Genomic DNA, 12,362 nt, shown 5'->3' on the forward strand with positions numbered 1-12,362 from the left:
GGCCGATCCGTGGCCTGGGGTGGGTGAGCGATCCGTGCTCACCGGCGACTCTCGACCTCGGCCGGGACGGCGTTAGCCCTTGCCCCGAAGGGGGGCCGGGCTACTCGACGAGGGCGTCGTCGTCCGAGCGGTGCATGGTGATCGCGCCCATCGCCTCGAGTTCGCGGATGGCGCGCACGACCGACGCCCGCGCCTCCTCGATCTGCGACTTGCGGACCGGACCCATCGACTGCAGCTCGTCGTCCAGCAGTTCGCGGTTGCGCTCGGAGACGTTGCCGCGGATGACCTCGGTGACGGCCGCCGGCGCGCCCTTCATCGCCGTGGCGAGGATCGCCGCGTCGATGCCGCGCAGCACCTGCTGGATGTCGCGCGACTCGAGCTTGACGATGTCCTCGAAGGTGAGCATGCGCGAGCGCACCTCCTCGGCCAGCTCGGGGTCACGTTCGTCGAGGCCCTCGAGCAGCGCCTTCTCGGTCGCCACGTCGCTGCGGTTGAGGATCTCGATCAGCGGCTGGATGCCCCCGACGACCTCGACCTGGTCCCGCGGGGCGACGACGGCGCCGGCCCGGACCTTGAGGGTGGCCGCGACGATGCCGACCGACTCGGGGGTGGCCGTGCCCATCGTCGCGATGGCCTGGGCCACGTCGGCGCGCAGCTCGACGTCGAGGCCCGACATCACGGCGGAACCCTGCTGTGGCCTGAGGTGCGCGAGCACCAGGGCGATGGTCTGCGGCAGCTCGCCGTCGAGGAGCGCGACGACCTGACCGGCCTCGGCCTCGTCGAGGAACTCGAACGACTTGCCGGCCATGTTGGAGGCCATGCGCTCCATGACGCCGGCGGCACGCTCGGAACCGAACGACGCCTCGAGCAGACCGACGGCGACGTCGTGGCCGCCGCGGCGCTGGTAGCGGCCGCTCACGCTGAGGTCGTGGAACTCGGCCACGGTGGCCTCGGCGAGCGCGGGGTCGACGCGACGCAGGCGGACGATCTCGGCCGCGATCTCCTCGGCCTCGACCTCGCTGAACTCCTTCATGACCGCGGCCGCGCGGGACTGGTCCATCTGCATCAGGATGACCGCGACCTTCTGGGCGCCGGTCAACGGCTTGCCGACCCCGGGGACCGCGGGGGCGCCGAAGGTGGTGGGGACGAGGCTCATGCGGGCTGCCGGTCGTCCATCAGGCCGCGGAGCAGCTCGGCGGTCTTGCCCGGGTCGCGCTCGGCCATCGCGTCGATCTCGGCCCGGCGGCGCTCGGCCGAGACGAACTCGGGCGACGGCGTCGGGGCGTCGACCTCGAGCAGCTCGGTCTTCGGCTCGCCCATGCCGGGCAGGGTCAGGCGCGAGGTGGCGACGGCGTCGTCCAGCGACAGCGGCATCGTGGCGTCCCAGGTCTGGGCGCCGTTCTGCGGGGAGAGCTCGCCGAGGTCGACGTCCTCGCGGTCCTGGCGGCGGCTGCGACGGGCGAAGACGATGAGCCCCACGATGGCGGCGATCGCGATGGCCGCGACGATGCCGACCGTGCGGATGGTGCCCCACATCGCCTCGCTGGCACTCGCCGCGTCGGCGGCCTTGAGCGCCTCGGCGGCGGCGTCCGCGGCCGAGGTGTCGAAGTCGACCTGCGCGACCTGGACGGTGTCGCCGCGGGCGGCGTCGATGCCGGCGGCGGCACCGACGAGGTCGCGGACGCTCTGCATGTTGACCCCGTTGGCCGCGGCCGAGTTCAGCGCGACCGACACCGTCTGGCGGCTGACCTCGCCAGCCGGGACGTTGAGGCTCTCGGTGACCTTGTCGACGGCGTTGTTCTTGGTGGTCGACTCGTTGGTGTAGCCCCCGTCGGCGCCGGTGCCCGCGGTGGTCGTGCCGTCGGCCGCCGTGCCGTTGGGCACCGCGATGTTGTCGGGGCCGAGCACGCCGGTCGCACCGGTGCCGTTCGCCCCGTTCGCCCCGGAGCCGTACTGCTCGGTGGTGCCCGACTCGTTCAGGGCGATCGGCCCCGAGGTCGGCTGCGAGAACGACTCGGTCACCTTGGTGCCCGAGCTCTGGTCGAGGTCGGCGGCCACCACGACGGACGAGTTGCCGGGGCCGACCATCTTGTCGAGCATGGCCTGGACCGAGGCCTGGACCTTGGACTCGTAGTCGCTCGCGTCGCCGTCCGCGCCTCCGACCGCTCCGCTGCCGACGGCCGAGAGCACCGTGCCCGAGGCGTCGGTGACGGCGACGTCGGTCGCCTTCATGCCGTCGACGGAGGCGCTGGTCAGGTTGACGATGGCCTGCACCTGCTTGGAGTCCAGCGTCGCACCGGCCTGGGTCTCGACGAACACCGAGGCGGTCGGGTCGCGCTGCTCGGCGACGAACACCGACTCCTCGGGGATCGCGAGCTGCACGCTGGCGTTCTTGACGCCGTCCATCGCCTTGATCGTGTTTGCGAGCTCGCCCTCGATCGCACGCTTGTAGGTGACGTTCTGCTGGAACTCGGACGAGGTGACGCCCATGGTGTCGAGCAGCGAGTAGCCGCCGCCCGAGCTCGCGGCGGGCAGCCCCGCGGCCGCGGCCTTGAGGCGCTCGTCGTAGACGACGTTCTCGGGCACGAGGATCGTGCCGCCGCCCGCGGTCAGCTCGTACGGCACGCCGTCGGTCTGCAGCAGTTCGACGATGGCGCTCGCGTCGGTCGGGTCGATGCCGCTGAACAGAGGCGTGTAGGTGGGCTTGCCCAGCCAGCTGACGAGCGCGACGACGCCGAGCACGAGGGCGGCGACCAGGATGACGGCGATCGTGCGCTGCGCGACCGTGAAGCTCTGGAGGGCGGCACCGAGCTTGGCGAGCTGGCCCTTGACGGCGTTCGGCATCAGGCCTGCATCCTCATGATCTCGTTGAAGGCGTCGACGCCCTTGTTGCGGACGGCGCTGACCAGCTCGAGCGTGACCTGGGCACGCGTCGCCGCGATGGTCGCGTCGTGGATGTCGGTCAGGTCACCGGTGACGGCCTTGACCGCGAGGGTCTTCGCCTCGGACTGCAGCTGCTGCAGCCCCTCGACGGCTCCGGTCATGGTCGCGCCGAAGGTCGCGCCCGAGGCCGAGGAGGCGCCGGTCGCGCCGGCCACGCCCGTCACGTCGGACGCACCGCCGGCCCCCATGAGCGAGCCCACGTCGGCGAAGCCGGTCTGTTGCACGGCCCCGAGGGCCTGGATTCCTGCGATGGGCATCAGCCACGTCCGATCTGGAGTGCGGCCTCGTAGGCCGTCTTGGCACGGTCGACCACGGCGGCGTTGGCCTGGTAGCCACGCTGCGCCATGATCAGGTCGCCCATCTGGGCGCCGAGGTCGATGTCGGGCATGCGCACGTACCCCTCGGCGTCGGCCAGCGGGTGGTCGGGGAGGTACGTGACGCGGCCGGCCTCGCTGCCGTAGCGGTCGGCCTTGACGAAGACGCCGGACGTGCCGGCGCCCTCCTGCACCTCGACGTAGCGGGCCTGGAAGGCGGTGTCGTCCATCGACTTGACGGTGTTGACGTTGGCGATGTTGTCCGACACGGCGTCGAGCCACTTGCGGTGCACGGTCAGGCCGGTGCTCGCGATGCCGATCGCGTCGAAGGCGGTCACGAGTTCGTCCGGAACGCGGCGCGCACGGCCGTCAGCTCGGAGTTCATGGCCTGCGTGGCGAACTGGTACCGCAGCACGGTGTCGACGTTCGACAGGGTCTCGGTGTCGAGGTTCACGTTGTTGCCGTCGAGACGCGTCGGCTCGAGGCTGCGCGACGTGGACGCCTGGACCGCTCCGCTGCCGGACGCGACCGACCGGCCCAGCGCCTCCTCGAACTGCACCCGCTTGGCGGTGTAGTTCGGGGTGTTGACGTTCGCGATGTTCGCGGCGATCGTCTTCTGACGCAGCGAGAGACCGTCGAGGGCGCTCTGCAGCGCCGCTTGCGTCACGGATTCGAGTGGCATGCCTGTCCCGGTGGGGTCGATGGAGTGCGAGGGGCCGATCCGTGGCCGGTGTACGAGCGATCCGTGCTCACGGCGCTCTATCGGCGGGGCGCGGGGCGACGTAAGCGGTGCGCAGGCGGCTGCCCCGTACTGGGGGCGGGCGGCCCCTGCTGCTAGCGTCGCGCCCAGGACCGGGGGGACGGAGGCGCGCGCATGGACGAGGACGGTCGACGTCTGCTGGGCCTCGGGGACGAGCACGCTGCCGACCCGGACGAGGAGATCGTCGTGGACGACGACGAGGCGGCCGCGGACGCCGCTCTGGGTCGCCGGTCGGTCGGTGCCGCGGTCGGACTCGTGTTCCTCGGCCTCGTGGTCGCAGTGGTCGCGGTCGGGGTCGTGCTGCCCCTGCTCCTGTGGCCGGTCGGTCTGTGGATCGGCCTCCAGCGGCAGCCCGCCGAGATTGCGTCGCTCTGGTGGTTCGTGGGTCTCCATGGGTGATCGACGAGCGCTCTGCCTCGCGGCGCTGGGCATCGCCCTCCTCACCGCGTGCAGCACCGGCACGACGGGCCCTCGCGATGTGGACGACGGAAGGACCCTCGAGGAGACCGGCACGATCGCCACGGAACTGATCGACGGCCTCCAGGCCCAGGTCGACCCGACGCTCGTGGCGAGCGTCGAGGCCCAGGAGGACGGCGCGGCGTCGATCGGCGGCTCCGCGGACGACGCCGACGGCAGCATCCAGGAGTGGCGGGTGCTGCGGTACGTGAACCTCGTGCCGGACGCACCCCAGCTCGACGTCGCCGAGTCCGTGATCGATGCCCGCGTCGCGGACGGCTGGACGGTGGGTCTCGACCGGGAGACGTCGAACGCGGGAGGTCGCTGGGTCACGTTGACTTCGGACGAGGACCGCTACGACGGCTTCGAGCTGACCGTGCAGGCCGGTGACAACGGGGCGTCGCCCGGGCAGAACTACGTCCTCCTCGGCGTGGTCGGACCGACCGTCGACGAGACCCCCACGGGGAAGTCGACCCCCTCCATCGAAGAGACCGGCCGACGTGCCGACGACCTCGTCGACCGGGTGGTCGCGCTCGTCGACCCGGCCGTCGTCGAGAGCGTCGAGGTGTTCGAGGACGGCGACGCCGGTGTGGCCGGCACGCCGAACGACCCGGACAGCAGCATCCGACAGTGGACCGTCGCGCATTCCGTCGTGCTCGTCCCGGGTGCCTCACGGGACGCGACGACGGCAGCGCTGGTCGACGCCCTCGTCGCCGACGGCTTCACCGTCTTCGAGGACGACACCACGCCGAGCGGCTCACGGCGGATCGTGACCGGACCCGGTGAGGGTGCCGACGAGCCCTACACCGTGACCCTCCAGGGCGGACCCGACAGTTCCCTCAGCCGCCTCATCGACGTGCAGGTGAACGGTCCGGTCGTCGAGACCGCACCGGCGGACTGAGCCGGCCCGCGCCTCCTCGGCGGCCCGCCCCGACGAGCGGGGGGGGCTTCGCACCGCCGACTGGACGTCGCACCGCCGACGTGGGCGGTGCGACGTTCAGTGGGCGGTGCGACGCGGTGGCGAGCAGGCGGACGAGCGAGCGGGCGACGGGCAGGAGGCGCGGGTCGGGTCAGGGGCGCGAGTAGCGGTGCTCGGGGCGGCCGGTGGTGCCGTAGCTGAGCTTCATCGTGACGAGACCGTCGGCGGCGAGCGCCGCGAGGTACCGCTGCGCCGTGGCCCGCGAGACCCCGACCCGGGCGGCGACGTCGGCCGCCGACAGTTCGAGCGGCCCGACGCCGGCCCCGGCCCCGGCCCCGACCTCGGTGTCGGCGGCGTCCGCATCCGCCTCGGCTCCGAACTGCTCGAGCACCGCCTGCTCCGTCGCCGACCGCGACGGCGAGGCCGCCTTCGCCGCGTCGCCGGAATGGAGGATGCGCAGGGCCCGTTCGAGCGCCTCCTGGTCGACGGCCGTCCGCTCGTCGAGCACGTTGCGGTACCGCTGGTAGGCGCGCAGCCGGTCGACCAGCGTGCCCGACGCGAACGGTTTGATCAGGTAGCCCAGCGCCCCGCGCCGCAGGGCCCGCCGCACGGTCGTGGCGTCCGACGCGGCGCTGAGCACGAACGCGTCGACGTCGACCTCGCGCAGCAGGTCGAGCCCGCTGCCGTCGGGCAGGTGGACGTCGAGCAGCAGCAGGTCGACGTGCCGTTCGGCGAGGACGCGGCGCACCTCGGCGACCGTGCCGACGGCCGGCAACGCCCGCAGGCCGGGCAGCTGCTCGACCTGGCGGCGGTGCAGGTCGGCGACGTAGAAGTCGTCGTCGACCACGAGCACGGTGAGTTCGGTCGTCACGGGGTGGTCCTCTCGGGGGTGTCGGGGGCGGGCGGTCCGGGGGCGGGGGCGCTGCCGGCGGACGTGCCGACGCCGGGCGGTCGCGGGTCGTCGCCGCCATGGGACGAGGAGGCGCGGGCCGGCCCGGACGCGCCCGTCACCACCGCCTCGCCCGTCGCCACCGCCTCGCGCGAGACCGCGCCCACGAGCCTCGCGCAGAACACGGCGCCGTGCCCGTCGCCGCCCGGCGAGCCGAGCCAGACGTCGCCGCCGCGGCGTCGGGCGATGTCCCGGGAGAGCGGCAGCCCGAACCCCAGACCGTGCACGCGTGCGGGGTCGGGCTCGTCGTCGGCACGGTGCGGCCCACGATCGAACAGCTGGTCCACGTCGGCGACGCCGTCGCCCGAGTCCATCACCGACAGGTGCAGGTCGGTGCCGTCGTCGAGCACCTCGACCTCGATCCAGGCGGGCGTGACCCGTCCGGCGACGGCCGCCCGGACCGCGTTGTCGACCAGGTTGCCGAGGACGGTCGTCACGTCGCCGGGCTCGACGACCGACCCCGTCACGAGCGTCTCGGGCCCGAGCTTCAGCAGGACGCCCCGCTCGGCAGCCTCGACGCCCTTCGCCCCGAGGAACGCCTGCAGGTACGGCTCGGTCAGCCGGTCGGCGTGGGCGACCGGGTAGCGCAACGGCCCGTGGTCGAGGACGTCGGCGAGGTAGGCGCGGGCCTGCTCGGCGCGACCGAGCTCGAGCATCCCCGACAGGGCGTGCAGCCGGTTGGCGAACTCGTGTCGCTGCGCGCGGAGGGCCGTGGTCATCGCGCCGACGGCGTCGAGCCGGCGGGTCAGGGCCTCGACGGCCGTGCGGTCGCGCACCACCGCGACCCGGCCCAGGTCGACCCCGTCGCGCGACACCGGACGCACGTCGACGAGCAGCACGTGGTGGCCGACCACGAGCGTGGTGTCGGCCGGGGTGCCCGCCGAGGTGCCGGCCGACGCCTCGTCGACGGCGTCGCGCGGCCTGCGCGGCTCACTCGGACCGAGCAGCGCGACGAGCCCCTCGGGCAGGCCGAGCCCGGCGAGCGGCCTCCCCACGGCGGTCGATGCGTCGACCGCCAGCAGTCGCGCGGCCTGGTCGTTGCACACCGTCACGACGCCGTCGCCGGACACCGCCAGCACCCCCTCGCCGACCCCGCCGAGCACGGCCTGCTGGTTCTGGACGAGGCTCGACAGCTCCTCGGGCTGCAGCCCGAGGGTGGCGCGGTCGAGCCGCCGACGGATCAGCACCGACGCGACGACGCCGAGCGCGAGGGCGAGCACGGCCACCCCGACGACGGGCAGGGCGTCCTGCACGAGGGTGTCGTAGACCCGGGTCGGCGCGTACCCGACGCTGACCTCGCCGACGACGTCCGCCGCCGAGCCGGAGGCCACCGACGCCGCGCCGACCGAGACGCCCCGAGCGTAGATCGGCACCTTCGCGCGGGCCGAGTCGCCGAGCGTGCCGCGCTCCCAGGCGACGACCTCCTCCCCTCGCAGGGCGGCGTCGGGGCTGGTGCTCACCCGCTCGCCGATGCGGGAGGGGTCCGGGTGCGCCAGCCGCACCCCGCGATCGTCGGTCACGACGACGAAGAGCGCCCCGGTGCGCTGCTGGGCCGCGACCGCGGTGCGCTGCAGGGCTCCCCGGGCCAGCGCCTCCTGGTCGATCTCGGTGCCGTCGACGCTCAGCAGGGCGACCTGCTCCCGGACGTCGGTGTCGCTGGCGACGCTCTGGGCCACGGCGAGCGCGGTCGACTCGGCCTCGCGCGCCAGGCGCTGGACGGCGATCGTCGCGAAGACGGCACTGGTCAGCAGCACGATGGCGGTGACGACGGCGAGCTGGAGCAGCAGCACCTCGGTGGCGAAACGCCGCTTCCGGAGGCGCGGCGTCGCCCCCTGCCCCGACCCGCCTCGCGCACCCGCCCGACGGCTCGCCGGCGTGCGGCGTCCCCGTGGTGAGCTGTCGTCGGTCACGCCCGCCAGGGTACCCGGCGCGGCCGACGCGACCCGCGCCTCCTCGCGGCCCCGCCCAGCCCTCGCGCACGCGCCGCACCGCGTCCCGTGCATCGCACCTCGTCTAGGCACGGTGCGGTGCACGAGACGCGGCGCCAAGCCGGGGCGGATAGGGGTCGGGGGGGGCAGGCCGGGCGTGAGCAGAACGCGCAGAACGGTGCCAACGCGCGATAGTCGGCCAATGCGCACAAGCGCGACGCGGCTCGGGAGGCGCGGCTAGCGTGCCCGGACACACGAACCGGACGAAGGAGTCCTGATGCTCGTCATCCTCGGTTATCTGATGATCGCCACCTTCATGGTGCTGATCATGACCAAGCGGCTCTCGCCGATGCTCGCCCTGATCATGGTGCCGACCATCTTCGGCCTGTTCGCGGGGGCCGGCCTCGGCATCGGCGACATGGTGATCGAGGCGATCGGCGACCTGGCCCCGACCGCGGCGTTGCTGATGTTCGCGATCATGTACTTCGGGCTGATGATCGACGTCGGGCTGTTCGACCCGCTCGTGCGCTTCATCCTCCGCGTCACCGGCAACGACCCCGCGAAGATCGTGCTCGGCACGGCCCTGCTGGCCGGGGCCGTCTCTCTCGACGGCGACGGGTCGACGACCTTCATCGTGACGACCGCCGCCATGCTGCCGATCTACCTCAAGCTCGGCATGAGCCCGGTCGTGCTGACCTGCGTGGCCGGCCTCGCCAACGGCACGCTCAACATCGTCCCGTGGGGCGGGCCGACGGTGCGGGCCGCCGCCGCACTCAACGTCGCACCGTCCGACATCTTCGTGCCCCTCGTGCCGTCGCTGATCGTCGGCCTGGTCATCGTGTTCGCCTTCGCCTGGCTGATGGGCCTGCGCGAGCGCCGCCGCCTCGGCACCGTCGAGCTCGGCGGCTCGGTGCTCGCCGCCGCGGCCGAGAAGATGTCCCCCCTGTCGCGCGAGCTGGCCACGGCCGCCCGTGGGGGCGGACCGGGCAAGGCCGGCGTCGGGGTCTCGATGTTCACCAGCCCCACGGTCGCCCTGGGCCTGCGCGGCGGTCGCGCCGACGGCAGCCGCGCGGACGCCCCCGGGGAGCGCGCGGTCGACAACCCCGGCGGCAGCGGCGCCAGCGAGAACGGCACGCCCCTGACCGGCACGATGGCCGACACGATGCTCGACCCCACCCGCGAGACCCTGCGCCCCGGGCTGATCTGGTTCAACTTCGCGCTGACCGTCGTGGTGATGGTGCTGCTCGTGCTCGACCTCTTCCCCCTGGCCTACGTGTTCATGGTCGGCGTCGCGGTCGCGCTGCTGATCAACTTCCCGAAGGTCAAGCAGCAGTCGGCCGAGATCGTCGCCCACGCGCCGAGCATCGTCGGCGTCGTCTCGATGGTCTTCGCCGCGGGCGTGCTGATCGGCGTGCTCAACGGCACGGGCATGGTCGACGCGATGGCGCAGTGGCTCGTGCAGGTGATCCCGAACGAGCTGGGCCCGTACCTGGCCGTCATCACGGGACTGCTCAGCCTGCCGCTCACCTTCTTCATGAGCAACGACGCCTTCTACTTCGGCATCCTGCCCGTGCTCGCCCAGAGCGCCGCGGCGTTCGGCATCGAACCGGTCGAGATGGCCCGCGCCTCGGTGATCGGCCAGCCCGTGCACCTGCAGAGCCCGCTCGTGCCGGCGATCCTGCTGCTGGTCAGCCTGGCGAACGTCAACCTCGGCGACCACCACAAGAAGGTGCTCTGGCGGGCGGCCGTCGTCTCGGTCGTCATGCTCGTGGTCGCCGTCGTCGTCGGGGTCATCCCCTTCGGCTGAGGCCACCCGGGCGGGGTCAGCCGGGCGAGGTCAGCCGCGCGGGATCAGCCGGTGGCGTCGAGGTAGACCGGGCGCGAGGGCTCGTGCGACGCCTCGACGGTGCGGACGGCTCCGAGGTGCTGCAGCACGGCGACCCGGGCGGCCTCGAGGCGGCCGAGGACGTCGCGCTGGCGCTCGGCCAGCGAGGAGGCGCGGGTCGCCAACTCCTGAGGAAGCGGACCCAGCCCCACGGGCGGCGTCCAGCGGCGGGCCGGAGTCGGCAGCGCGGTGGGGTCGCCGTCACCCGTGGGGAGCGAGGCGTCCGCCTCGGTGACCAGCGCCTCCAACTCGTCGAGGGCCGCGCGCCAGGCGGCGTGCGTCCGTTCCGTCCTAGGCGACACCGACGCCTCCGGCCAGGCCGGGGACCGACGAGGCGGCGCCGGCCTGCAGCGAGGCCGCGGCCTCGTGCCACGCCTGGCGCAGGGGCTCGAGCAGCCCGGCGACCTCGCGGGTCTGCGCGACGTCACGGTGCACGTTGGCGTTGACCAGGGCGGTCGACGTGTAGGTGTACAAGGCGAGCAGGCCCTCGCCGCCGTCCCAGACGTCGATCTTGAGCGACGACGACAGCTCGGCGATGATCGCCTGGGCGTGCAGCAACTGCTCGGAGGCGGCGGCCCAGTTCGCGGCGACCTGTGCGGCCTCGGCACGTGACAGGTCGAGCATGAGGCGGTCGTAGAGCATCGTGACGAGCTGGACGGGCGTCGCCGACAGCACGGCGTCGCTCGTGTACTGGGCGCGCTGCTTCTGCACGACGGCCGAGGGGCCGGCCGAGGCCGCGGCGAAGGCGGCGAACGAGGTGGCGTCCATCAGCTGCTGCTCGTCGAGAGGCTGGCGAGCTGGCTTGAGATGTACTTCTGCTGCGCGGTCAGGGCGCTGAGCGAGGTCTCGAGGGCCGAGTAGGTCTTCTGGAGGCTCGCGCGGCGAGCGGAGAGACGGTCGTCCCAGTCGCTGACGCGGTTGTTGAGGTCCTTCACGACCGACTGCTGCCCCGTGATGGTCTTCGTCAGCGAACCGTCGAACTTGTCCGAGACGGCCGTGGCCGTCGAGGCGACCCGGGCCGCGATGGCGCTCATCGTCGCCTGCACCTTGGCCGGGTCGGCGGCGAGGGCGGCGGCGAACTTCGTGGCGTCGACGGCGAACTGGCCGGTCTTGGCGTCGATCGAGATGCCGATGACGCTCGGCGACTGCCCGTCGACGGGGCTGAGCACGGAGTCGGTCAAGCGTTGTGTGATGCCACGGGTGGTGGAGTTGCCACCGAAGACGCCCGCGGTGACCGTGGTCACGCCGGACGCGTTGGTCGTGGTGGTGGCCGCGCTCCTGGTGCTGATCAGGCTCAACGCGGCATTGACGCCGGCGACCAGGTCGGTGGCGACCTTGGTGGCGGCGGTCGCGTCCCGGGCGATCGCGAGGTGCACCGGCTCGGTCGTCGTGGCCGAGACCGTGACCGAGACGCCGGGCAGGACGTCGGTGAAGGTGTTGCTGCTGCTCGTGACGACCTGTTCGGCCGCCGTGCCCGCCCAGAGGGTGATCGAGGCGTCGCGCGCCTGCGAGATCACGGCGGCGCCGGGCTGGGCGATGAGGTCGGGGGCGGTGCCGGCGGCCACGTCGGCGGTGGTGCCGCGGAAGACGTCGAAGCCACCCTCGGCTCCGCTCTTCTGGCTCGACAGCTGGAGACGGTACTGGACGGCACCCGAGGCGTCCTTGCCCGAGGCGACCTTGACGGCCGAGATGCCGGCGGCGGAGGCGTTGATCGCCGTCACGACGTCGTCGAGCGACGAGGAGGCGGCGGTCACCTCGGTCCTCGTGCCCGCGGCCGAGACGAAGGTGAGCGTCGCGGGCGAGTCGGGCCACGCCGTCATCGCCGCGGTCACCGCGGTCTTGGACGACGCGGTGGCCCCGACCACGAGGTCGACCGAGCCGGAGACGGCACCGGGAGCGGTGGTGGCCGTCACCGCCGTCGAACTGCTGGTCGGGGTGAAGAGGGAGAGCGAGCCCGCCTTGGCGGTCGAGGTCGCGAGGGTCGCCAGGTCGGCGATCTTCGTGTTGAGCCCCTGCAGGGCCGTGACGAGCGTCTGGCCGACGGTGGCCTTGTTCTTCAGGATCGTCTGGGGCACGGCCTCGGACTGCATCAACGTGTTGATGAGCGTGGTCGTGTCGAGCCCGCTGACGAGGCCGTCGATGCCGAGCGAGGCCATCAGGTGCTCCTGTCGAGGTGGGGTGTCCGGGTCGGACCGTGGGGCAGATCGA

13 protein-coding genes are annotated in these 12,362 nt (G+C 72.8%); 3 read left to right on the top strand and 10 right to left on the bottom strand.

The window, feature by feature from the left end:
* Positions 1-100: 100 nt before the first annotated feature.
* From fliG to EDF21_RS10750, 5 genes are read right to left on the bottom strand one after another with little or no spacing between them, the layout of a single operon-like run.
* Complete coding sequence (gene fliG, locus EDF21_RS10730) at positions 101-1,156, bottom strand: flagellar motor switch protein FliG (protein ID WP_123571314.1); 1,056 nt, start codon at positions 1,154-1,156, stop codon at positions 101-103.
* The gene (gene fliF / locus EDF21_RS10735) at positions 1,153-2,844 is read right to left on the bottom strand and encodes a flagellar basal-body MS-ring/collar protein FliF (RefSeq protein WP_123571315.1); all 1,692 of its coding nucleotides are present in this window, start codon (positions 2,842-2,844) and stop codon (positions 1,153-1,155) included. The genes fliG and fliF overlap by 4 nt, the downstream gene beginning before the upstream one ends.
* The gene (fliE, locus tag EDF21_RS10740; protein WP_123571316.1) at positions 2,844-3,200 is read right to left on the bottom strand and encodes a flagellar hook-basal body complex protein FliE; all 357 of its coding nucleotides are present in this window, start codon (positions 3,198-3,200) and stop codon (positions 2,844-2,846) included. The genes fliF and fliE overlap by 1 nt, the downstream gene beginning before the upstream one ends.
* Positions 3,200-3,595, bottom strand: a complete 396-nt coding sequence (locus tag EDF21_RS10745) for a flagellar basal body rod protein FlgC (protein WP_043596823.1) — start codon at positions 3,593-3,595, stop codon at positions 3,200-3,202. The genes fliE and EDF21_RS10745 overlap by 1 nt, the downstream gene beginning before the upstream one ends.
* Entirely contained in the window at positions 3,592-3,939 is a 348-nt protein-coding gene (locus tag EDF21_RS10750; protein WP_055975153.1) for a flagellar basal body protein, read from the bottom strand. The genes EDF21_RS10745 and EDF21_RS10750 overlap by 4 nt, the downstream gene beginning before the upstream one ends.
* Before the next feature lie 192 nt (positions 3,940-4,131).
* Between EDF21_RS10750 and EDF21_RS10755 the strand changes: the two genes are divergently transcribed.
* Complete coding sequence (locus tag EDF21_RS10755) at positions 4,132-4,416, top strand: hypothetical protein (RefSeq protein ID WP_123571317.1); 285 nt, start codon at positions 4,132-4,134, stop codon at positions 4,414-4,416.
* Entirely contained in the window at positions 4,409-5,374 is a 966-nt protein-coding gene (locus EDF21_RS10760) for a hypothetical protein (protein ID WP_123571318.1), read from the top strand. Before EDF21_RS10755 ends, EDF21_RS10760 begins: the two co-directional genes overlap by 8 nt.
* A gap of 169 nt (positions 5,375-5,543) precedes the next feature.
* On the opposite strand, the gene EDF21_RS10765 is transcribed toward EDF21_RS10760, so the two are convergent.
* Together EDF21_RS10765 and EDF21_RS10770 are read right to left on the bottom strand one after the other, a co-directional pair.
* Complete coding sequence (locus EDF21_RS10765) at positions 5,544-6,263, bottom strand: response regulator (RefSeq protein WP_123571319.1); 720 nt, start codon at positions 6,261-6,263, stop codon at positions 5,544-5,546.
* The gene (locus EDF21_RS10770; RefSeq protein WP_233568461.1) at positions 6,260-8,251 is read right to left on the bottom strand and encodes a sensor histidine kinase; all 1,992 of its coding nucleotides are present in this window, start codon (positions 8,249-8,251) and stop codon (positions 6,260-6,262) included. The genes EDF21_RS10765 and EDF21_RS10770 overlap by 4 nt, the downstream gene beginning before the upstream one ends.
* A gap of 295 nt (positions 8,252-8,546) precedes the next feature.
* Between EDF21_RS10770 and EDF21_RS10775 the strand changes: the two genes are divergently transcribed.
* Positions 8,547-10,076 (top strand): CitMHS family transporter, encoded by a 1,530-nt coding sequence (locus tag EDF21_RS10775; RefSeq protein WP_123571320.1) that lies wholly within the window; start codon positions 8,547-8,549, stop codon positions 10,074-10,076.
* Positions 10,077-10,120: 44 nt separating this feature from the next.
* Here the strand turns inward: EDF21_RS10775 and EDF21_RS10780 are convergent, their stop codons facing one another.
* The 3 genes from EDF21_RS10780 to fliD are packed head-to-tail and all read right to left on the bottom strand — an operon-like array spanning position 10,121 to position 12,310.
* Complete coding sequence (locus tag EDF21_RS10780; RefSeq protein ID WP_148053688.1) at positions 10,121-10,456, bottom strand: hypothetical protein; 336 nt, start codon at positions 10,454-10,456, stop codon at positions 10,121-10,123.
* On the bottom strand, positions 10,446-10,922 hold the full coding sequence (gene fliS / locus EDF21_RS10785) for a flagellar export chaperone FliS (protein WP_123571322.1): 477 nt from the start codon (positions 10,920-10,922) through the stop codon (positions 10,446-10,448). The genes EDF21_RS10780 and fliS overlap by 11 nt, the downstream gene beginning before the upstream one ends.
* Positions 10,922-12,310 (bottom strand): flagellar filament capping protein FliD, encoded by a 1,389-nt coding sequence (fliD, locus tag EDF21_RS10790; RefSeq protein ID WP_123571323.1) that lies wholly within the window; start codon positions 12,308-12,310, stop codon positions 10,922-10,924. The genes fliS and fliD overlap by 1 nt, the downstream gene beginning before the upstream one ends.
* Positions 12,311-12,362: the final 52 nt, after the last annotated feature.

The organism is Frigoribacterium sp. PhB118 (assembly GCF_003751725.1).
GTDB lineage: Bacteria > Actinomycetota > Actinomycetes > Actinomycetales > Microbacteriaceae > Frigoribacterium.

Coding starts and splice junctions, on each gene's coding strand:
- EDF21_RS10755 (WP_123571317.1), top strand. CDS start 4,132: ATGGACGAGGACGGTCGACGTCTGCTGGGCCTCGGGGACGAGCACGCT.
- EDF21_RS10775 (WP_123571320.1), top strand. CDS start 8,547: ATGCTCGTCATCCTCGGTTATCTGATGATCGCCACCTTCATGGTGCTG.
- fliD (WP_123571323.1), bottom strand. CDS start 12,310: ATGGCCTCGCTCGGCATCGACGGCCTCGTCAGCGGGCTCGACACGACC.
- EDF21_RS10750 (WP_055975153.1), bottom strand. CDS start 3,939: ATGCCACTCGAATCCGTGACGCAAGCGGCGCTGCAGAGCGCCCTCGAC.
- fliG (WP_123571314.1), bottom strand. CDS start 1,156: ATGAGCCTCGTCCCCACCACCTTCGGCGCCCCCGCGGTCCCCGGGGTC.
- EDF21_RS10760 (WP_123571318.1), top strand. CDS start 4,409: ATGGGTGATCGACGAGCGCTCTGCCTCGCGGCGCTGGGCATCGCCCTC.
- fliE (WP_123571316.1), bottom strand. CDS start 3,200: ATGCCCATCGCAGGAATCCAGGCCCTCGGGGCCGTGCAACAGACCGGC.
- fliS (WP_123571322.1), bottom strand. CDS start 10,922: ATGGACGCCACCTCGTTCGCCGCCTTCGCCGCGGCCTCGGCCGGCCCC.
- fliF (WP_123571315.1), bottom strand. CDS start 2,844: ATGCCGAACGCCGTCAAGGGCCAGCTCGCCAAGCTCGGTGCCGCCCTC.